We start from the raw sequence: 20,740 nt of genomic DNA, 5'->3' as shown, positions 1-20,740 counted from the left end.
CCTTCTGTGGTTCTCGGTGTCGAGTCCCCGCATTAGAACTGCGTTAACGGCCGTTTTGGAAGATCTGGATCCGGATCGTTGCGTGGATCTCATTTCCGCGGGGCGCCGCGTGTACACCGCACGTAGGGCGGCCGGGGGACCCGGCGGCACCTACCCCCGGCCCGGCGGGGCACACGTCCGTGCAACACTCGGCACATGCGCGTGTATCTCGGCTCCGACCATGCCGGTTTCGAACTGAAGAACCACCTCGTCGAGTGGCTCAAGGCCCACGGCCACGAGCCCGTCGACTGCGGCCCGCACATCTATGACGCCGTGGACGACTATCCGCCGTTCTGTCTGCGCGCCGCCGAGCGGACCGCCGCCGACCCGGAGAGCCTGGGTGTCGTCATCGGCGGCTCGGGCAACGGCGAGCAGATCGCCGCCAACAAGGTCAAGGGCGTACGGGCCGTGCTGGCGTGGAGCGAGGAGACCGCCAAGCTCGGCCGTGAGCACAACAACGCCAACGTGATCTCGGTCGGCGGCCGGATGCACACCCAGGACGAGGCGACGGCGTTCGTCGAGGCGTTCCTGGCCACGCCGTACTCGAACGAGGAGCGGCACACCCGCCGCATCGAGATGCTCGCCCGCTACGAGACCACCGGCGAGCTGCCGGCCATCCCGGCCCACCACCCGCAGGGCTGAGCCCACCCGCCGTCCGCCCGCGCCGCCGCCGGCGCGGGCGGACGCCGTACGGTCCCTTCCACCCCGCCGAGGAGGCGTCGACCCATGCCCGAGGGGCACACGATCCACCGCCTCGCGCTGGACCACCGTGCGCTCTTCGAGGGCGCGCCGGTCCGGGCGAGCAGCCCCCAGGGCAAGTTCTCCGACAGCGCGGCGCTCGTCGACGGCCAGGTCATGACCACCGCCGAGGCACACGGCAAGCACCTCTTCCTCGGCTTCGGGCCCACCGGGTGGGTCCACATCCACCTCGGTCTCTTCGGCAAGCTGGCCTTCGGCGACGCCCCGGCGCCGCCGCCCGCCGACACCGTGCGGCTGCGGCTGGCCGACGACACCGCGTACGCGGATCTGCGCGGGCCCACCGCCTGCGCGCTGCTCACCGACGCCGAGAAGCAGGCGATACACGACCGGCTCGGCCCCGACCCGCTGCGCCCCGGGGACGACGGCGAGCGGGCCTGGGCCCGGATCTCCCGCAGCCGTACGTCGGTCGCCGCGCTGCTGATGGACCAGAAGGTGATCGCGGGCGTGGGCAACGTCTACCGCGCCGAGGTGCTCTTCCGGCACGGCATCGACCCGTACCGCGCCGGGCGTGATCTGCTCCGGTCCGAATGGGACGCCATCTGGGCGGACCTGGTCGCATTGATGCGTGAGGGCGTACGGCACAATCGCATCGACACGGTACGCGCCGCACACCTCCCCGAGGCCATGGGCCGCCCGCCGCGCGTCGACGACCACGGCGGCGAGGTCTACGTCTACCGCCGCGCCCGCCAGCGGTGCCACATCTGCCGCTCCGAGATCAGCACCGCGAACCTGGCCAACCGCAACCTCTTCTGGTGCCCCACCTGCCAGCCGAGGTGAGACAGGGGCCGTGCCCCGTCGACCACCTGCCGGCCCATGTGGGACACGGGCCGCGCGCCCCTCTCAGAACCCGTGCGGCAGCCAGGGCTTGAGCTGCGTCCCGAACGCCACCGACGCCTCCCGCAGCGCGCCGGGCCGCAGTTCGCGCACCCGTCCCGCCGTGGCCAGCGCACCCAGGCCGAAGCCGCCCAGATACGCGGCCCCCAGCTCCCGCACGGACAGCGCGAGGCAGGCCGGATCCGTCGTCCGCTCGCAGGAGGCGCCCTTCGCGTCGCCGGTCAGCCGCCACCGGCCCTCGTTCCATGGGCAGAACGGGTCCGTCACGTCGAGGACCACGTCCAGCGGCGCCGCGTACGTCCGCGCCGCCAGGGCCTCGCCGACCTCCACCAGCCGGACGAACAGCGACTCGCGCACCACGACCCGGCAGCGCCGCACGTCGTCCACCAGGTGCAGAAACGGATCGTCGGCCGGCCGGTTGCGCACCGTCAGCCGAGACGTCAGGTCGATGCCGAACAGATAGCGCCACAGCGCCGCGTAGACGACCGGGTCCAGCGCCTCGACGTCCCGCAGGACCACCGTCCCGTCCGGACCGCCCCCGTTCCACGCGGCCTTGACCGCGTAGCGCGCGTACCCGCGCACCTCTCCGGCCACCTCGGCCAGCACACACAGCACCGGCCCGGCCCCGTCCCGGTCGGCCTCCGGGTCGAGCAGCGGCAGCCGTTCCCAGCCGGGCTGCCGCGCGAGCATCCCGGGACGGCCGGCGACCAGTTGTTCGTACACCTTCTCGCAGTCCGCCAGCCCGGCTTCCGGGTCGACCAGCCGCAGCCGCACGTCGTCGGCGCCGTCCGGCACGGCGACCCGCAGGCGCGGCGTGTCCAGGGTCATGCTCACCGCCTCGGATGCCTTGCCGTAGCCGAAGCGCCCGTAGATGGCCGGTTCGGAGGCGGTCAGCACGGCCAGCGGCTCGCGCCGCGCCCGGAAGTCCGCGAGCTGGTGCCGCATCATCGCGCGCAGGATGCCGCGCCGCCGGTGCGTGGGCTGCACGCTGACCAGCGTCACGCCGGGCACCCGCACGACCGCGCCGCCGGGCAGCGACATCCGGAAGGAGAACGCCCCCGCCGTGCCCACCACCTCGCCGGCGTCCCGGACGGTCAGGCAGCGCTCGGGCTCTCCGAGGTCCCGCCAGAGGGCGCGCTCCTCGGGGGCTTCCGGGGTGCCGCCGAACGCGCGTTCCAGCTTGCCGTACCAGTCGTCCCACTCGTCCGGACGCAACTCCCGCAACTCGGTCGCCATATGCCATGGGTAGCAGGACATCTTCCGCCCGCGCGACCGTTTTTCGAACGCCGTTTCCCGGCGATTGCACCGGGCGGCGTGCCGCGAATCGACGCGCCGCCGAACGGGTGGATAAGGTCCCAGAACAATGGCGAGCAGCTCGGGAGCGGAGTCCCTGACGGCCCGGTGGCGCAAGGCGGTGCACCGGGCCCGCGTCAGCGTGCGCAAGGCCGGGGTCGACTACTTCCGCGGTGACGGCTCCGACTGGATCGCCCTGGTCGCCCTCCTGATCGCCATTCCCGCCATCGCCTGCGGCACCGTCTGGCGCCCCGACTGGATCGCGCCCACCGCGCTGGTCCTGCCGGTCATCGCCGGCGGCCTGCTGTTGCGCCCCGCCAACCTGCTCGCCCTGTACGGCACGTCCGCCGCCGCGCTGATCGTCGAGGCATCGCTGCTCGGCCCGTACGACCAGGGCCGCGACCGGATCACCCCGGGCACGGTCCTGGTGGTCGCGGCGGTCGGCCTGTCCGGACTGCTGATCGCGCAGTTCCGCAGCCGGGTCGGGGTGCCGTGGCGGCGCGGCGGCACGATGCTCTTCGACCTGCGTGAACGTATCCGCGTCCAGAGCAAGCTGCCCAAGCTGCCGGCCGGCTGGCACCGCGAGATGGCACTGCGCCCGGCCGGCGGGCAGTCCTTCTCCGGCGACTTCGTGGTGGCCTCCCGCACGCACGGCGGCAACATCCTCGAAGTCGTGCTGACCGACGTGTCCGGCAAGGGCATGGACGCGGCCTCCCGCGCGCTGCTGCTGTCCGGCGCCTTCGGCGGGCTTCTCGGCTCACTGCCGCCGCACGGCTTCCTGCCCGCCGCCAACGGCTACCTGCTGCGCCAGGACTGGGACGAGGGCTTCGCCACCTCCATCCACCTCGTCCTGGACCTGGAATCCGGCGACTACGAGCTGCTGTCGGCCGGGCACCTGCCCGCCCTCCAGCTCAGCGCGGGCACCGGCCGCTGGGAGGAGAAGGCGGCGGAGGGGCCGCTGCTCGGGGTGTACGACGGGGCGCAGTTCGACCCGGTCAAGGGGACCCTGCGCCCCGGTGACGTGCTGATGCTCTTCACGGACGGCCTGGTCGAGGCCGCTGACCGGGACATCGCGGAGGGCATCGACCGGCTGACCGGCGAGGCCGACCGCTATGTGGCCCGCGGCTTCGCCGGTGCCGCCTGGCATCTGATCGAAGCCGTGGCCAAGGACGTGAACGACGACCGCGCGTTGCTGCTGATCTGCCGCGACTGAACCGTACGGTGGTGCCGGACCCGGCCCGGATCCGCACGCCGCCGACCCCGGTGAACACGGGGCGGCCGGGGCCGTGCCGCCCCGGCCCCGTCGCGCCGCACGGAGGCCGGCCCTCGACCGCCCCACGGAGGACCCCCATGGCCGGCACCCTCACCTTCGGCTGTGTCACGTACATCGAGAGCACGCCGGAAAAGGTCTGGCACGCCCTTACGGACGCCGACGCGACCGCCGTCTACTGGGGGCACAGCAACATCTCCGACTGGCAGCCCGGCTCCCGCTGGGAGCACCGGCGTACCGACGGGTCGGGCATCGCCGACGTCGAGGGCACGGTCGTGGCGAGCAGTCCGCCCACGCGGCTGGTGACCACGTGGGCGGAGCCCGGCGCGGGGGCGGAGCCGGCCGGGCCCGGCGTCTCCACCGTGACGTTCGCCACCGAGCCGTACGGGGAGATCGTCCGGCTGACCCTGACGCACGAGGGCCTGGCCGACGAGGCCGAGCGGGACGCGGCGGCCGGGGGCTGGTACGCGGTGCTCGCCAACCTCAAGACGCTGCTGGAGACCGGTCGCCCGCTGCCGCGCGAGCCCTGGACCATGCCGTGACCGCTGTGACCGCTGTGACCTCCGTGACCGATGTGGCCGCGGGGTCTGCCGTGACCTTGGAGCCCGTCGTGACCTCCGTGACCGTGGGGCCCACCGGGCGGCGGTGAGCGTCAGCTCCGCCCGGCGGCCGCGGGCTCGGGCCGCCCGCCGCCCGCCGGCGCGTCGGGGCCGGGCCGCCCGCCGCCCGGCAGGATCCGCGCCAGCCACCCGGACCGGCCGGCCGCCAGCGGCCCCAGTACGGCCAGGATCAGTACGTACCCGGCGATGAACGGCGCCAGCCGCTCGTCCAGCCCGGCGCCCGCCGCCATCGTCGCCAGGATCAGCGCGAACTCGCCGCGGGCGAGCAGCGCGGTGGCGATGTTCGCGGCCGGACGCGGCCCGAAGCCGTAGATCCGGGCGGCGACCAGCCCCGCGGCCACGTTCATCACCAGCGTCAGCGCCACCGCGATCAGTACCGGCCACACCACCGACGGCAGGTCGCCGGGGTCGATGGACAGGCCGAAGGCGAAGAAGAAAATCGCGCCGAAGGCGTCCCGCAGCGGGTGCACCAGCTCCATGATCCGTTTGCCCGAGCCGGTGCTGCCGAGCATCAGGCCGACCATGAACGCGCCGATCGCGTCCGCGACGCCGAACCACTCCGAGACGCCCGCCACGAAGACGGCGGCACCGAGGAAGGAGATGACCAGCAGCTCGTTGTCCTTGGTGGCGATCAGCTTGCCGATCACCGTCGTACCCCAGCGGGCGACCACCGCGAGCAGCAGCAGGAACCCGAACGCCTTGCCGGCGTCGAGGACCGCCGAGGCCATCGAGTCGGCGCCGGAGATCACCGGCTGGAGGGCGGCCAGGTAGAGCGCGAGGAAGATGTCCTCGACCACGATGATGCCGAGGATCGGCTTGGTCTCCGGGTTGCCGAGTCGGCCGGTGTCCATCAGGACCTTGGTGACGATCGCGGACGAGGAGATGCCGAGCACACCGGCCAGGACCAGCGCCTCGGAGGTGCCCCAGCCGACCGCGAAGCCGAAGCCGAGGCCCGCGCCGACGTTCAGCGCCAGATAGGCGGCCCCGGCGACGGCCATCCTGCGGCCGCCCTCCTTGAGGTCGTCCATGTGGAATTCGAGGCCGAGGTAGAAGAGCAGCAGCACCAGACCCAGCAGGGAGAGCATCTCCAGCTCGTGCGGGTCGTCGACCAGGGAGACGCCGGGGGTGTGCGGGCCGAGCAGTATCCCGGCCAGGATGAACAGGGGGATCGTGGGGAGCCCGATACGGCTGCCCAGGCGGGCGAGGACGGCCGCGGCCAGGAAGGCCCCGCCCATCGCGAGGAGGGTTTCTGCGTGTCCGATGGCTCCTCCAGAGGTACGGCCGGACGGTGTTCGGTCAAGGGGGAGTCAAGAAAGCGTCAGTAGTTAGTTTACCAAACGACTTTTCGGGCCCGGCGCGCCTGCGCTCGCCACACACCTCACCGGCTCCCGTCCACTCCTTCACCGATCCGCCTCCGGGACCTCTCCCGTCGGCCCTGCCTGGGGTTTTCCCCACCCCGGAGTGACCGGCAGCCGCCATGGCCCAGGTTCACCCCCGCTCCGTACGGTCAACAGGCGACCGGACGTACGAGACGAAGGACGGCACGATGGACCTGCGCGACAAGCACCGGGACGGGCGGGGGCGGGAGGACGGCTCCTGCGCCGTGGAGCTGCGCGGCGTCCGGCGGCAGTACGGGCGCGGGGCGGGCGCCGTGCACGCCCTGCGCGGCATCGATCTCGCCCTGCCCCACGGCAGCTTCACCGCCGTGATGGGCCCTTCCGGGTCCGGGAAGTCCACGTTCCTCCAGTGCGCGGCGGGCCTGGACCGGCCGACCGGCGGCACGGTCCGCATCGGCGGCACGGACCTCACCCGGATGCGGGAGAACCGGCTCACCGCCCTGCGCCGCGAACGCCTCGGCTTCGTCTTCCAGGCGTTCAACCTGCTGCCGTCGCTGACCGTCGAGCAGAACGTCGCCCTGCCGATGCGGCTCGCGGGGCAGCGCGCCGACCGGCGGCGCACCGCCGAGGCGCTCGCCCGGGTCGGCCTCGGCGAGCACGCCGGACGGCGCCCCGGTCAGCTCTCCGGCGGACAGCAGCAGCGCGTCGCCATCGCCCGCGCGCTGGTCACCGCCCCGGACGTGGTCTTCGCCGACGAGCCCACCGGCGCGCTCGACGCCGGCACCGCCGCCGAGGTCCTCGGCCTGCTGCGGCACGCGGCCGACCGGCTCGGCACCACGGTCGTCATGGTCACCCACGACCCGGTGGCGGCCTCCTGGGCCGACCGTGTCCTCTTCCTCGCCGACGGCGCGCTCGCCGACAGCCTGGAACGGCCCTCGCCCGAGCAGGTCGCGGCCCGGATGGCGGCGCTCACCGGCCGCGCGCGGCGAGCGGTGGCCTGAGGGGGCCGGCGGCGATCCGGGGCCCGGCGCTCACCGGCCGCGTGCCACGAGCGCCGGCTCCTTCCGGAACGCCCCCGCGCACCAGGGCGCCCCCAGCTCCTGCGCGCTCTCCCGGTGGTAGGACCACGCCCAGGTCATCCGCGGCACCGCCCAGTAGGCCGGCACCACGGCGGGCGCGAGAACCGGCACCGCCGCGATCCGCACCGCGCGCCGCCGGACCAGCGCGAAGTGCCCGGGTCTCAGGTTCAGCCCCAGGACGAAGAACGGCAGGAACCGGAGCAGCCGTTGCATGTCGAGGTCGTCGCCGACCTCCGGGGACACGGAGGCCGGGACGGCGACGGCCGGCGTCGGCGGAACCGGCCACCGCACGATCCGCCCCAGGGGAGTGGTGAGCCGCCACACGAACAGCGCGGCCAGGAACCACGTCAGATACCAGGGGCCCAGGAGGCTGATCGGCAGGTCCGGGTCGTGGTCCGCCCAGCGCGCGCAGAGCGTATAGGCGGTCTCGAAGACGACGTACGGCACCACGACGCCGGTGATCAGCCGTTGCAGCCGGTCCGTACGCAGATCGAAACCGCGCGAGAAATACCCGGAGACGATGATGAACGCCGGCATGTGGAAGACGTACACCGTCATGTGGAGCGCCCCGGCGGCACGGCCCTGACCGGTCAGCGGCTCCCCTGAATGCCCCAGGGCGACCAGGACGATCGCCAGATGCTTCGCATTGTCGAAGAAGGCGTCCCGCCCGCCCCCGGCAGCGGGTTGCGCGGCCTTCGCCACGGGCCGCCCGGCCCCTCGCGGAGCCCGGGGCACCCGCCTCCGCCGCCGCTTCCCGGCGGCCGGGGGAGCACACGTCGTGGGGCCGGCGCAGCGGGAAACACCTGACGCACCCTAGTGACGTCCCGGGAATGCGTAACACCTTCTCCGCCGCATAGGTGCTGCCGAATGGGAAATACGGGCATGGTGCGGTGGGAATGCCCCTTGCGGGGGTCGTCACCGGGCAGTCCGGGCGGGCTTTCGCGCCTTTTCCGGAGACCCGTCGAATATCTGTCCCAGGGGTGCGTCGTCCACTTATGCGAGGGCATATGCTTCGTCGTGGACCCGGGGGTGATGTCCGCTTCGCTGCCGGTATGTCGGTGCGGTGGACGCCCGTCGACCGGGCGCGTGCCGCATGAATTCACGTGTGCACAAAAGGGGGTCGGGCGGTACGGCGTCATCCGGCCAGGCGCCGCGAACGGTTCCGGCCCCGCCGCCGAATGCGTTCCGCGGCGTCAATTCCCGTGCGGCGGACCGGCGTCCGCCCGTACCCGGCGGTGCGGTCGTCCGGGGCGCCGGCAAAGCCTTGGCCGATGATTCGCCACCCGCCTCCACTGGGCAGTGACTTGGTGGCACGATGGTGCCGAGCGGGGGTGTGCGCGGCTGCACACTTCCGGGGCCGGCCAGGCGTTCCGACCGAGGGTGTGATCAGTTGTGGCTCTTTCGCTGTCCGTCGTGCTGTTGTTGGGCATCATCATGATCGTGTTGATACGCGGCAAGTCGCTCAAGGCGGGTCCGGCGATCGTCGCCATCCTCTTCGGCTTCTTCCTCGCCTCCACCGGCATCGCGCCGTCCATCAACCGGTTCCTGAACTCGGTGGCCGACACGATCAACAACATCAGCTTCTAGCGCCGCCCGGGCCCCGCCCCACGGCGTACGGGCCCGGCCGGGACGATCAGCGGTCGCCGCGTCCGCTCCGCGCGACCGCTTCCCGCACGGCCTCCTCGCTGCGCCCGACCAGCGCCGTGCCGTCGTCCGCCGTGATGATCGGCCGTTGAATCAGCCGCGGCCGCTCGGCCAGCGCCTCGATCCAGCGATCCCGCGCGGCGTCCGAACGCTCCCAGGCGCCGATCCCCAGCTCCTTCGCCTCGGCCTCCTGCGTGCGCGTGATGTCCCACGGCTCCAGTCCCAGCCGCTCCAGCACCTCCCGCAACTCCGCGGCGGTCGGCGGCTGTTCGAGATATCGGCGCACCGTGTAGTGCGCCCCTTCCGCGTCCAGCAGTTGGACGGCGCCACGGCACTTGGAGCACGCGGGATTGAGCCAGATCTCCATGCCGACACCTTAGTGAGGCCCGCCGGGGACCGGTCCGACCCGGTGCGCGGATGACCAGAACCGGCCGCGGCGACGGGACGCTGCCGGGCTCCGGCGGCGGACGGGGCACGGTCGGGGCCCGGGCACCGGCTCCGGGCTCACGATTCATCGCGGTGCGCGGTCGGCCCGGCGGCACCGGGCTGCGCCCTTCCGGAAAACGTTCAGGGCCAGGCCGAGAAATGCACCTCGGACCTGGCCCTGAACCATCGGAGCGGGCGACGGGAATCGAACCCGCGTAGCCAGTTTGGAAGACTGGGGCTCTACCATTGAGCTACGCCCGCATGCGCCGCCGGTCGGGTGACCGCGGCACGCAGTGCATCGTAGCGGGTCACCCGGGCCCGCCGCACACTCCGCCCCGTTCCCGCCCGTCGCGGCAGCCCGTCCGGGCCCCGCGCGCCCCCGTTCGTCCGCCGTGCGCCCCCCGCGTCCGGGGCCGTGCCCGGGGATATCCGGCAGCCGTACCGTCCACGGCCATGTACCCTACGTGTCGCACCGACGGGGTGTGGCGCAGCTTGGTAGCGCGTCCGCTTTGGGAGCGGAAGGTCGTCGGTTCGAATCCGGCCACCCCGACCAGCAGGTTTTCCCCACGTTCAGCCGTACGGCGCCCCGGCCCCCGGGCCGGCCGGCCGTGCGGCTTCCCCGGGCGCGGCACGCCCCGGCCGTACGGCCCTTTCCGAGGCCCGTTCCGATGGGCCCGTAAGCGGCCTGTCAAGATCACATTGCGGGTGCCAACCCGCTTGCGGTTACTATGCAAGCTGCGTGCCCGTGTGTCTTTCTCCCGGGCGCGATCCGCAGGGCGCCTGGGCTCCAGGCGTCGGCAGATCTCAAGCAGAACCCCAGAAGTCAGCCCCAAGGAGACCGAACCGTGAAGAGCGCCGTGGAGAACCTGAACCCGACCCGGGTTCGGCTCACTGTCGAGGTGCCCTTCGAGGAGCTCAAGCCCAGCCTCGACGCGGCGTACAAGAAGATCAACCAGCAGGTCACGGTGAAGGGCTTCCGCCAGGGCAAGGTCCCGGCCCGCGTCATCGACCAGCGGTTCGGTCGCGGCGCCGTGCTGGAGGAGGCCGTCAACGACGCGCTCCCGAAGTTCTACACCGAAGCGGTCAACGAGGGTGAGCTGAACGTCCTCGGTCAGCCCGAGGTCGACATCACCGAGCTGAAGGACGGCGAGCTGCTGGCCTTCACCGCCGAGGTCGACATCCGCCCGACGCTTGAGATCCCGGACTACTCCGGCATCGAGGTCGAGGTCGACGCCGTCGAGGTGTCGGACGAGGACATCGACAAGTCGGTCGAGCAGCTTCGCGACCGCTTCGCCTCCACCTCCCCGGTCGAGCGCGCCGCCGAGGACGGCGACGTGCTCACCCTCGACCTGGAGGCCAAGGTCGACGGCGAGGTGCTGGAGGACGGCGTCGCCCAGGGCGTCAGCTACACCGTCGGCTCCGGCGAGCTGCTTGACGGCATCGACGACGCCGTCAAGGGCCTGAAGGCCGGCGAGTCCGGCACCTTCACCTCCGAGCTGAAGGGCGGCTCGGCCGCCGGCAAGGAGGCCGAGGTCAAGGTCGACGTCACCGCCGTGGCCGCCCGTGAGCTGCCCGCGCTGGACGACGACTTCGCCCAGCTCGCGAGCGAGTTCGACACGCTGGAGGAGCTGCGCGCCGACAGCGCCAAGCGCCTCGCCCAGATGAAGAAGTACGACCAGGCCACCCAGGCGCAGGAGAAGGTCCTCGACGAGCTGCTCAAGCTGGTCGAGGTCCCGATGCCGGAGAAGCTGCTCGCGGACGAGATCGAGACCCGCAAGCACAACCTGGTCAACCACCAGCTCGGCCAGATGGGCCTCGACCTCGCGAAGTACCTGGAGATCCAGGGCAAGTCCGAGGAGGAGTTCGACGCCGAGACCAAGGAGCAGGCCGAGAAGGGCATCAAGACCCAGTTCATCCTCGACGAGCTGGTCAACAAGGAGAAGCTGAACGTCAGCCAGGAGGAGCTCACCGAGCACCTCATGCGCCGCGCGCAGTCCTCCGGCATGTCCCCCGACCAGTTCGCCCAGGCCGTCGTCGAGGGCGGCCAGGTGCCGATGCTCGTCGGCGAGGTCGCCCGCGGCAAGGCCCTCGCGGTCGTCGTCGAGGCCGCCACGGTCAAGGACACCAACGGTGAGGTCGTCGACCTGGACGACGAGGACGAGACAGCCGAGACCGTCGAGGCCGAGGGCACCGACGCCGAGAAGACCGAGAAGACCGAGAAGGCCGAGAAGACCGAGGGCTGAGCCCCGGTCGCCCCGGTGGTACGGGCGGCCCAGGCCGCCCCGCAGTGCCAGTAGAGGTACGGGCCCGAACACGCCACGCCCGCGTGTTCGGGCCCGTACGTCGTCAGGGCCGGTGGGCGCCCGTGAGCCTGCGCTCACAGCGAACAGTTGACAATGCGGGATGGCGCCCGCCGACCAGCGCGTTAGGGTCCGTAGATACGAGGGCAGGGGAGTAGCCGAAACGGCGCCGGCGGAGCACGCCGCGCCCTCCCCACGCCCCAGAAGACGACGCTGAGACGGCCCTGGGCCGTCCGACAACGAGCAGGTGGACACGTGACGATCCCGATGCCTTCCGCCGCCGCTGAGCCGACCTTCGGTGGCCTCGGCGACCAGGTCTACAACCGGCTGCTCGGCGAGCGGATCATCTTCCTCGGCCAGCCGGTCGACGACGACATCGCCAACAAGATCACCGCGCAGCTGCTGCTCCTCGCCGCTGACCCGGACAAGGACATCTTCCTTTACATCAACAGCCCGGGCGGCTCGATCTCGGCCGGCATGGCGATCTACGACACCATGCAGTACATCAAGAACGACGTGGTCACCATCGCCATGGGCCTCGCCGCCTCGATGGGCCAGTTCCTGCTGAGCGCCGGCACCCCGGGCAAGCGCTTCGCGCTGCCCAACGCCGAGATCCTCATCCACCAGCCCTCCGCGGGCCTGGCGGGCTCCGCGTCGGACATCAAGATCCACGCCGAGCGGCTGCTGCACACCAAGAAGCGCATGGCCGAGCTGACCGCCCAGCACACCGGTCAGACCGTCGAGCAGATCACCCGCGACTCCGACCGGGACCGCTGGTTCGACCCGCAGGAGGCCAAGGCGTACGGCCTCATCGATGACGTCATGACCACCGCGGCGGGCGTTCCGGGCGGGGGCGGCACCGGGGCCTGAGCGCCCCGGACGACGCACCCAGCAGCCGACCCCAGCCTCTTCTGACCGCCACCAGGACGGTGAACCTCCAGATGAACAACTTCCCCGGCCGTAGCTTCTACGAGCGCCCCGACGCCCCGCAGGCGGAGTTCCAGGGCCAGCCCGCCGAGTCCCGCTACATCGTTCCGCGCTTCGTCGAGCGCACCTCGCAGGGCGTGCGCGAGTACGACCCGTACGCGAAGCTCTTCGAGGAGCGGGTGATCTTCCTCGGCGTGCAGATCGACGACGCGTCGGCCAACGACGTGATGGCGCAGTTGCTGTGCCTGGAGTCGATGGACCCGGACCGGGACATCTCGATCTACATCAACTCGCCCGGCGGCTCCTTCACGGCGCTGACCGCGATCTACGACACGATGCAGTTCGTCAAGCCCGACGTCCAGACGGTCTGCATGGGCCAGGCGGCCTCCGCCGCGGCCGTGCTGCTCGCCGCCGGCACCCCCGGCAAGCGGATGGCGCTGCCCAACGCCCGGGTGCTGATCCACCAGCCGTACAGCGAGACCGGCCGCGGCCAGGTGTCCGACCTGGAGATCGCCGCCAACGAGATCCTCCGGATGCGTACGCAACTGGAGGACATGCTGGCCAAGCACTCCACCACGCCGATCGAGAAGATCCGCGACGACATCGAGCGCGACAAGATCCTGACCGCCGAGGAGTCCCTGGCGTACGGTCTGGTCGACCAGATCGTCTCGACCCGTAAGACGGCCGCCTCGGTCTGATCGCGACCCGTCGCGAAGTGAGCCGGTGATACACGCCCCCTTGGATCGGGTTGACCGAGTCGGTCCAAGGGGGGCCCGTACGGGGGGCCCGGCAAGGTACCGTCGATAGGCAAGCACCCGGGTCCGCGGAGCAATGCGGATCCCAGGCGAAGGGGAAGCACCTCGTGGCACGCATCGGTGACGGCGGCGACCTGCTCAAGTGCTCGTTCTGCGGGAAGAGTCAGAAGCAGGTGAAGAAGCTCATCGCGGGGCCTGGTGTGTACATCTGCGACGAGTGCATCGACCTCTGCAACGAGATCATCGAGGAGGAGCTCGCCGAGACCTCCGAGGTCCGCTGGGAGGAACTGCCCAAGCCCCGGGAGATCTACGAGTTCCTGGAGAGCTACGTCGTAGGCCAGGAGCCCGCCAAGAAGGCGCTCTCGGTAGCCGTCTACAACCACTACAAGCGGGTCCAGGCGGGTGAGAACGGTGGCGCGCGTGGCGGCGACGACGGCATCGAACTCGGCAAGTCCAACATCCTGCTGCTCGGCCCCACCGGCTCCGGCAAGACCCTGCTCGCGCAGACGCTCGCCCGGATGCTCAACGTCCCGTTCGCCTTCGCCGACGCGACGGCGCTGACGGAGGCCGGCTATGTCGGCGAGGACGTGGAGAACATCCTCCTCAAGCTGATCCAGGCCGCGGACTTCGACATCAAGAAGGCCGAGACCGGCATCATCTACATCGACGAGATCGACAAGGTCGCCCGCAAGAGCGAAAACCCGTCGATCACCCGTGACGTCTCCGGCGAGGGCGTCCAGCAGGCCCTGCTGAAGATCCTGGAGGGCACCACCGCCTCGGTGCCGCCGCAGGGCGGCCGCAAGCACCCCCACCAGGAGTTCATCCAGATCGACACGACGAACGTGCTGTTCATCGTGGGCGGCGCGTTCGCCGGTCTGGAGAAGATCATCGAGGCCCGGTCCGGTGCCAAGGGCATCGGCTTCGGCGCCAACATCCGCTCCAAACGCGAGATCGAGTCCAAGGACCAGCTCCAGGACGTCATGCCGGAGGACCTGGTGAAGTTCGGGATGATCCCGGAGTTCATCGGCCGGCTGCCCGTCCTGACCTCGGTGCACAACCTCGACCGTGCGGCGCTCCTCCAGATCCTCCTGGAGCCGCGCAACGCGCTCGTCAAGCAGTACCAGCGCCTGTTCGAACTGGACGGCGTGGAGCTGGACTTCGACCGCCCGGCCCTGGAGGCCATCGCCGACCAGGCGATCCTGCGCGGCACCGGCGCGCGCGGCCTGCGCGCCATCATGGAAGAGGTCCTCCAGTCGGTGATGTACGAGGTCCCGTCCCGCAAGGACGTGGCCCGCGTCGTCATCACCGAAGAGGTCGTCCACTCCAACGTGAACCCGACGCTGGTGCCGCGCAACCGCGGCGGCGAGTCGGGCGAGCATCACGAGAAGAGCGCGTAGCGCCGTCCGTTCCCCCCGCACGGACGGCGAGGGCCGCCCCGCGACACGGTCGCCGGGCGGCCCTTTCGCTCGTCCGCGGCCCCGGGCTACCGCGGGGTACGGGTCTCGCCGCGCACCGCGGCGGTGGTGTCCGCGTACTGCGACAGGTTGACGTCCGAGGCGGAGCGCAGCGCGCCGTTCATGTAGAGCAGCACGGCGGCGGTCGAGCCGTCGGCCCAGCCGCACACCGGCGCGTAGCCGAACGTCGGGTTCCGGACGACCTCGCAGTCGATCTTGACGTTGCCGCCGGCTCCGCCGGGCCGGAACGTCTCGCGCGGCCGGACGACCGTGGTGCCCCCACTGGAGACGCCGCGGAACATGCCGTTCACCACGGTGTCCGGGTCGGAGATGGTGCCGTACCCGCCGGAGATCATCAGGCCGGTGGGCCGGCTGTCGCGGGTGCCGCGGTAGCGGGCGATCTCCTGCGTCATGCCGGGCGGCGGCGAGCCCAGCTTCAGGCCGTCGCGCTCCAGCGCCGCCTTGTCCTTCTCCAGCGTGTACGCGCCGTCGCCGACCGTCCGGGGCGTCGTCAGCCGCATCCGCCGCTCACCGTCCTCCGCGGACGGCTGCTCCCCGGACGTGCCGTCGGCGTCCGAACCGGCCGTCGGCGCGGCCGAGTTGTTGCCGTCGGCCCGGGTGCGGCCGCCGTTGTCGTCACCCGAGACGAGCATGACGGCCCCGCCGATGATGGCGCCCACGAGGACGACACCGGCGGTCACCCCCGCGATGATCTTGCCGGTGCTGCCGCCGTCGGACGGGCCGGGCGGCCCCGGCGGCGGGAACTGCGGGAACTGAGGTGGCTGCGCCGGCTGCTGCGGGGCCTGGGGCTGCTGCGGCGCGCCGTATCCGTACGGACCGGACGGCGGGCCTTGGGGCGGCCCCTGGGGCGCTCCCTGAGGCTGCCCCTGCGGTGGTCCGAAGCTCCCGCCGTGCGGCTGCGGCGGCTGCTGCCCACTGCTCCCGTAGGGGCCCGGCGGCGGTTGGTCGAAGCTCATGTGTCCCCCCTGGGATGGTCCGGCACGGGCGCGGAGGTCACTTCTCGCGCCGTACCTCGGAGCGGATCTGGTGGGTCTTCTCGGAGAGCTCCTGGGCGGAGAACGCGGGACCCGTGGCATTGGCGGGCGCCTCCAGCCCGTTGTTCATGACCACGCCGACCGCGCTGGAGTCGCCCCAGGCGCAGTACGTCACCGTGGCGGTCGCGGTGAGGCCGCTCCTCGACGCGGTGCTCTTGAGCGCCTTGCATTTCATGACCGAGCCGTCGAACCCGTCGGGGGAGAACTCCGTCACCGGGGTGACGGTCTCCACCTTCGCACCCATGGTGTCCGTCTTGTCCAGCTTCTTGTCGAACTGGGCGAACATCTTGTTCACCGCGCTCTTGGGGTCGGCGACCTTCCCGTAGACAGCGGTGATGACCAGCGGCTGCTTCCTGCCGTTCGCGTAGGTGCCCTGGACGCCCCTGGCCTCCGTGATGCCCATCGCCTTGGTCTCGGCGTCGCCGGCCAGGTTCTCGTCCTTGTCGGCCTTGCCCGGGACCTTCGTGAACGTACCGTCGAGGACGGCGGTCGTCAGGGAGACCGTGTACGGCTTCACGTCCCCGCCCGGTCCGAACGCGTAGTACGCGCCCACGCCGATGCCCGCCACCGCCGCCACCGCGAGGACGCCGAGGGTGATCTTCATGCCCTTGCCCTTGCCGCCGTTCTGCGGCTGCTGCCCGTAGGCGGCCTGCTGCCCGTACGGGGCCGGCTGCTGCGGCGGGCCGTACGGCTGCTGGGGGTGGCCGGGCTGGGGAGCCTGCTGCGGGTAGCCGTAGGGCTGTTGCGGGGGGACCTGGCCGCCGTGCTGCGGGTGACCGTACCCGGGCTGCCCGGCGGGCTGCTGCGGCGGCTGCCCGTACGGAGCGGGCTGCTGGGGCGGCTGCCCGTACGGGCCGGGAGGCGGCTGGTTGAAGCTCATGGAGCGGGTTCCCCTCGTGGCGACTGACGGCGTCGATGACACCGGTCACAACTGATGCTGATGCGTCGCGAACATCCTGTACGACGCCGCTGTCGGCCGGGTCCCCGGGGGCCAAACCGATTCGAGACCGCGACATGTGCGCCCGTACACTGAGCGTCGTGACCGAGAACACTCAGCAGAGCCCCCGAGACGGCGGGCCGAACAGCAGCCCCACTGAACTGCCGACCCAGTACGCGCCGGCCGAGGTAGAGGGGCCGCTGTACGAGCGCTGGGTGGAGCGGGGGTATTTCGAGGCGGACGAGAAGAGCGAGAAGCCGCCGTACACGATCGTCATCCCCCCGCCGAACGTCACGGGGTCGCTGCATCTCGGGCACGCCTTCGAGCACACCCTGATCGACGCCCTCACCCGCCGGAAGCGGATGCAGGGCTACGAGACGCTGTGGCAGCCCGGCATGGACCACGCCGGCATCGCCACCCAGAACGTCGTCGAGCGCGAGCTGGCCAAGGAGGGCGTCTCGCGCCACGACCTGGGCCGGGAGGCTTTCGTCGAGCGGGTGTGGCGCTGGAAGGGCGAGTCCGGCGGGCAGATCTCCGGGCAGATGAAGCGCCTCGGTGACGGCGTCGCGTGGTCGCGTGAGCGGTTCACGATGGACGAGGGCCTGTCCAAGGCCGTCCAGACGATCTTCAAGCGGCTGTACGACGACGAGCTGATCTACCGCGCCGAGCGCATCATCAACTGGTGCCCGCGCTGTCTGACCGCCATCTCGGACATCGAGGTGGAGTACCAGGACGACGAGGGTGAGCTGGTCTCGATCCGCTATGGCGAGGGCGAGCAGTCCATTGTCGTCGCCACCACCCGCGCCGAGACGATGCTCGGTGACACCGCCGTCGCGGTCCACCCGGACGACGAGCGCTACCGGCACCTGGTCGGTACGGAGATCGAGCTGCCGCTGACCGGCCGCCGTATCCCGGTCGTCGCCGACGAGCACGTCGACCCCGAGTTCGGCACCGGCGCGGTCAAGGTCACCCCGGCCCACGACCCGAACGACTTCGAGATCGGCCGCCGGCACGACCTGCCCAACCTCGCGGTGCTCGACGAGCGCGGCGTGATCACCGCGCACGGCCCCTTCGAGGGCCTGGACCGCTTCGAGGCCCGTTCCGCGATCGTCGCCGCGCTGCGCGCCGAGGGCCGCATCGTCGCCGAGAAGCGCCTGTACACCCACTCGGTCGGCCACTGCTCGCGCTGCAAGACGACCATCGAGCCCCGGCTGTCCATGCAGTGGTGGGTCAAGGTCGGCCCGCTCGCCGAGGCCGCCGGTGACGCGGTCCGCGACGGCCGGGTGGACATCCACCCCAAGGAGATGGAGTCCCGCTACTTCGGCTGGGTCGACAATCTCCACGACTGGTGCATCTCGCGCCAGCTCTGGTGGGGCCACCGCATCCCGGTCTGGTACGGCCCGAACGGTGAGGTCGTCTGCGTCGGACCGGACGACGAGGTCCCGACGGGTGAGGGCTGGACGCAGGACACGGACGTCCTGGACACCTGGTTCTCGTCCGGCCTGTGGCCGTTCTCCACGCTCGGCTGGCCGGAGAAGACCGAGAGTGTCGACAAGTTCTACCCGAACTCGGTCCTGGTCACCGGCTACGACATCCTCTTCTTCTGGGTCGCCCGGATGATGATGTTCGGCCTGTACGCAATGGACGGCACCCCGCCGTTCAAGACCATCGCCCTGCACGGCATGGTCCGCGACGAGCGCGGCAAGAAGATGTCGAAGTCCTTCGGCAACGCGGTCAACCCGCTGGACTGGATGGACAAGTACGGCTCGGACGCCGTCCGCTTCACCCTCGCCCGCGGCGCCAACCCCGGTACGGACGTGCCGATCGGCGAGGACTGGGTCCAGGGTTCGCGCAACTTCGCCAACAAGATCTGGAACGCGACCCGCTTCGCGTTGATGAACGGCGCGACGGTCGAGGGCGAGCTGCCCCCGGCCGAGGAGCTGTCGGCAACCGACCGGTGGATCCTGTCCCGGCTCAACACGGTCGTCGCCGAGGTGGACGCGTACTACGACGACTACCAGTTCGCCAAGCTGTCGGACGCCCTCTTCCACTTCGCCTGGGACGAGGTCTTCGACTGGTACGTCGAGCTGTCCAAGACCACCTTCATGGCGGGCGGCCCGGCCGCCGACGTCTCGCGGCGGGTGCTCGGCGAGGTCCTGGACGTCACGCTGCGGCTGCTGCACCCGGTCGTGCCGTTCGTCACGGAGACGCTGTGGACGACACTGACCGGCCGGGAGTCCCTGGTGGTCGCCGAGTGGCCCGCCGACAGCGGCTTCCGTGACGCGGCGGCCGAGCGGGAGATCGAGACCGTCCAGCAGGTCGTCACCGAGGTCCGTCGCTTCCGGTCCGACCAGGGGCTCCAGCCCGGCCAGAAGGTGCCGGCCCGGCTGGACCTGGCCGGTACGCGGCTCGCCGCCCACGAGGCCGCGATGCGCTCGCTGCTGCGCCTCCAGCCCGCGGACGAGGGCTTCACCGCCACCGCGTCGCTGCCGGTCGCGGGGGCGACGGTGGCGCTGGACCTGTCGGGCGCCATCGACGTCGAGGCCGAGCGCAAGCGGCTGTCGAAGGACCTGGCCGCCGCCGAGAAGGAGAAGGCCCAGGCCACCGCGAAGCTGGGCAACGAGGCGTTCCTGGGCAAGGCCCCGGAACACGTCGTCGCCAAGATCCGTACGCGGCTGGAGACGGCCGAGGCCGACATCGTGCGCATCAGCGCGCAGTTGGAGGCCCTGCCCAAGGCGTAGTGCCGGGCGCCGGGGCGGGCCCCGGCACGTGATCCTCCGCAGGCCCCTCGTCCGTACGGGCGGGGGGCCTGCGCCGTCCCCCCGAGCCGCGCCGGGCGCCGCGTTCCCGTACCGGCCACAGCAGCACGTACGCGGTGGACACCGCGACGAACGCCAGGCGGATCAGGCCGCGGGCCGAGTCGTCGGGCACCGCGAAGACACTGCCGTACAGGATGAGCAGGGCCAGCCAGCTCCACCAGGGCACGAGCCGGCGCTGCCCGATGACGTCCCACAGGAGCGTGCCGAGCAGCACGGACGCGGTGTAGTACGTGTAGACGCTGGGGTCCAGGACGATACGGGCGTTGGCGCCGAGCAGGACGACGGCGGCCCAGCGGCCCCGCCACACCGCCAGGCAGCCCAGCAGCAGGCCCAGCGCGAACTGCGCGGGCCGGTCCCAGCCGGGCGTCTCCGGGGCGGCCACGCCCAGCCAGCGCAGGGCGGACGCCGGATGGTTGGGAATGGCGAACCTGGCCGCCGAGAACGAATTCATGTCACCGACGAAGAACGGCAGCCAGGCCACCGCGACCAGGCCCGCCATCCACAGCCCCGCGCGCAGCCACTTCTCCCTCGGGAGGGCGAGCAGCAGCGGCACGAAGGCCAGCGCCGTCGGCTTGGAGTCCATCGCCAGGGCCAGGAAGGCGCCGGTGAGCGCGGCGTTGCCACGGGTCACCGACCGTACGGCCAGCGCCGTGAAGAACAGGGCGAGCACGTCGTCCAGGTGCCCGAAGCGGACCGACACCTCGATCCACATGGGGATGAACGCCAGGCCGGCTATCAGGACGCGCTGCCGCAGCCGCTGGTGGTTGGTGCCGGTGCCCAGGAAGTGCCAGGCGGCGCTGCGGCCCGCCAGCACCACGATCACCAGGCCGAGCAGCGACATCAGGGCCGCGGCCAGGAACTGGCCGGTGTGCTCGGGGAACGGGTTGAACAGGCCGGCCACCAGGAAGCTGACCGGGCCCATCTGGAGTTCGGGGTGGTGGGCGTAGAGGTTGAGGCCGCCGGTGCCGTCGCCGGACGAGCCCTGGTAGATCAGCTCGCCGCCGGTGCGCAGGTAGTGCCAGGAGAACCCCCCGTTCGGCTCGACCACGACGAACCACAGCACGGTCCACGCGGTGAGCAGCACCAAGTGCATCCGCTGACTGATGGCCGGCACCCGCACGCTCTTCAGCTCCCACCCTGCCCGGCGGAGCCCGGCAGCCGTACGCCGCCCCCGGGGCCCGTCTCTTCCGGA

General features: G+C 71.4%; 16 protein-coding genes, 2 tRNA genes and 2 pseudogenes. 12 read left to right on the top strand and 8 right to left on the bottom strand.

The genetic code is table 11. The annotated features are described in order from the left end of the window. Window positions 1-195: 195 nt before the first annotated feature. Both ACH4EB_RS03880 and ACH4EB_RS03875 read left to right on the top strand, forming a co-directional pair. Window positions 196-681: a ribose-5-phosphate isomerase gene (locus ACH4EB_RS03880; protein ID WP_398345656.1), complete on the top strand. Its 486-nt coding sequence runs from the start codon at window positions 196-198 to the stop codon at window positions 679-681. Window positions 682-765: 84 nt separating this feature from the next. Continuing rightward, on the top strand, window positions 766-1,575 hold the full coding sequence (locus tag ACH4EB_RS03875; protein WP_398345655.1) for an Fpg/Nei family DNA glycosylase: 810 nt from the start codon (window positions 766-768) through the stop codon (window positions 1,573-1,575). Between the two features lie 63 nt (window positions 1,576-1,638). On the opposite strand, the gene ACH4EB_RS03870 is transcribed toward ACH4EB_RS03875, so the two are convergent. Then, window positions 1,639-2,868: a GNAT family N-acetyltransferase gene (locus ACH4EB_RS03870; protein ID WP_398345654.1), complete on the bottom strand. Its 1,230-nt coding sequence runs from the start codon at window positions 2,866-2,868 to the stop codon at window positions 1,639-1,641. Between the two features lie 127 nt (window positions 2,869-2,995). On the opposite strand from ACH4EB_RS03870, the gene ACH4EB_RS03865 reads away from it, so the two are divergent. Both ACH4EB_RS03865 and ACH4EB_RS03860 read left to right on the top strand, forming a co-directional pair. Continuing rightward, window positions 2,996-4,138: a PP2C family protein-serine/threonine phosphatase gene (locus tag ACH4EB_RS03865; RefSeq protein WP_398345653.1), complete on the top strand. Its 1,143-nt coding sequence runs from the start codon at window positions 2,996-2,998 to the stop codon at window positions 4,136-4,138. Window positions 4,139-4,293: 155 nt separating this feature from the next. Further along, window positions 4,294-4,737 (top strand): annotated as a pseudogene (locus tag ACH4EB_RS03860) (SRPBCC family protein); the annotation flags it as partial. A gap of 110 nt (window positions 4,738-4,847) precedes the next feature. On the opposite strand, the gene ACH4EB_RS03855 reads toward ACH4EB_RS03860, so the two are convergent. Then, entirely contained in the window at window positions 4,848-6,050 is a 1,203-nt protein-coding gene (locus ACH4EB_RS03855; RefSeq protein WP_398345652.1) for a cation:proton antiporter, read from the bottom strand. Between the two features lie 311 nt (window positions 6,051-6,361). Between ACH4EB_RS03855 and ACH4EB_RS03850 the strand changes: the two genes are divergently transcribed. Beyond that, complete coding sequence (locus ACH4EB_RS03850) at window positions 6,362-7,153, top strand: ABC transporter ATP-binding protein (RefSeq protein WP_398345748.1); 792 nt, start codon at window positions 6,362-6,364, stop codon at window positions 7,151-7,153. A gap of 72 nt (window positions 7,154-7,225) precedes the next feature. Here the strand turns inward: ACH4EB_RS03850 and ACH4EB_RS03845 are convergent. Continuing rightward, window positions 7,226-7,966 (bottom strand): annotated as a pseudogene (locus ACH4EB_RS03845) (acyltransferase family protein); the annotation flags it as partial. A gap of 657 nt (window positions 7,967-8,623) precedes the next feature. On the opposite strand from ACH4EB_RS03845, the gene ACH4EB_RS03840 reads away from it, so the two are divergent. Beyond that, window positions 8,624-8,818, top strand: coding sequence for a hypothetical protein (locus ACH4EB_RS03840; RefSeq protein WP_398345651.1), 195 nt, complete (start codon window positions 8,624-8,626; stop codon window positions 8,816-8,818). A 46-nt stretch (window positions 8,819-8,864) separates the two neighbouring features. Here the strand turns inward: ACH4EB_RS03840 and ACH4EB_RS03835 are convergent, their stop codons facing one another. Beyond that, window positions 8,865-9,242, bottom strand: coding sequence for an arsenate reductase family protein (locus ACH4EB_RS03835; protein WP_398345650.1), 378 nt, complete (start codon window positions 9,240-9,242; stop codon window positions 8,865-8,867). Window positions 9,243-9,491: 249 nt separating this feature from the next. Further along, window positions 9,492-9,562: transfer RNA gene (locus tag ACH4EB_RS03830), tRNA-Gly, on the bottom strand. A gap of 215 nt (window positions 9,563-9,777) precedes the next feature. Here ACH4EB_RS03830 and ACH4EB_RS03825 point away from each other — a divergent pair. The 5 genes from ACH4EB_RS03825 (at window position 9,778) to clpX (ending at window position 14,680) form a co-directional block, all read left to right on the top strand. Then, window positions 9,778-9,854, top strand: a tRNA-Pro gene (locus ACH4EB_RS03825). Between the two features lie 292 nt (window positions 9,855-10,146). Next, window positions 10,147-11,544 carry a trigger factor gene (gene tig / locus ACH4EB_RS03820; RefSeq protein ID WP_398345649.1) on the top strand — a complete coding sequence of 466 codons (1,398 nt, stop codon included), beginning with the start codon at window positions 10,147-10,149 and terminating at the stop codon, window positions 11,542-11,544. 324 nt (window positions 11,545-11,868) lie between these two features. Next, window positions 11,869-12,471: an ATP-dependent Clp protease proteolytic subunit gene (locus ACH4EB_RS03815; protein ID WP_030643979.1), complete on the top strand. Its 603-nt coding sequence runs from the start codon at window positions 11,869-11,871 to the stop codon at window positions 12,469-12,471. 71 nt (window positions 12,472-12,542) lie between these two features. Beyond that, complete coding sequence (locus tag ACH4EB_RS03810; RefSeq protein WP_398345647.1) at window positions 12,543-13,226, top strand: ATP-dependent Clp protease proteolytic subunit; 684 nt, start codon at window positions 12,543-12,545, stop codon at window positions 13,224-13,226. 164 nt (window positions 13,227-13,390) lie between these two features. Next, complete coding sequence (gene clpX / locus ACH4EB_RS03805; protein ID WP_398345646.1) at window positions 13,391-14,680, top strand: ATP-dependent Clp protease ATP-binding subunit ClpX; 1,290 nt, start codon at window positions 13,391-13,393, stop codon at window positions 14,678-14,680. An 86-nt stretch (window positions 14,681-14,766) separates the two neighbouring features. Here clpX and ACH4EB_RS03800 read toward each other — a convergent pair whose 3' ends face one another. Beyond that, window positions 14,767-15,714 (bottom strand): hypothetical protein, encoded by a 948-nt coding sequence (locus ACH4EB_RS03800; RefSeq protein ID WP_398345645.1) that lies wholly within the window; start codon window positions 15,712-15,714, stop codon window positions 14,767-14,769. Between the two features lie 37 nt (window positions 15,715-15,751). Then, a complete protein-coding gene (locus ACH4EB_RS03795) occupies window positions 15,752-16,672 on the bottom strand; it encodes a hypothetical protein (RefSeq protein ID WP_398345644.1) in 921 nt (306 codons plus the stop codon). Window positions 16,673-16,830: 158 nt separating this feature from the next. Here ACH4EB_RS03795 and ACH4EB_RS03790 point away from each other — a divergent pair, with 158 nt between their 5' ends. Further along, window positions 16,831-19,470, top strand: a complete 2,640-nt coding sequence (locus ACH4EB_RS03790) for a valine--tRNA ligase (RefSeq protein ID WP_398345643.1) — start codon at window positions 16,831-16,833, stop codon at window positions 19,468-19,470. Here ACH4EB_RS03790 and ACH4EB_RS03785 read toward each other — a convergent pair. Beyond that, window positions 19,436-20,641: a hypothetical protein gene (locus tag ACH4EB_RS03785; RefSeq protein WP_398345747.1), complete on the bottom strand. Its 1,206-nt coding sequence runs from the start codon at window positions 20,639-20,641 to the stop codon at window positions 19,436-19,438. The two genes, ACH4EB_RS03790 and ACH4EB_RS03785, sit on opposite strands and share 35 nt — an antisense overlap. Between the last annotated feature and the right edge of the window lie 99 nt (window positions 20,642-20,740).

It is taken from the genome of Streptomyces sp. NPDC018045, assembly GCF_044327445.1.
GTDB lineage: Bacteria > Actinomycetota > Actinomycetes > Streptomycetales > Streptomycetaceae > Streptomyces.
The sequence above is the reverse complement of the archived record's forward strand: the minus strand, read 5'-3'. Positions and strand labels throughout refer to the sequence as shown.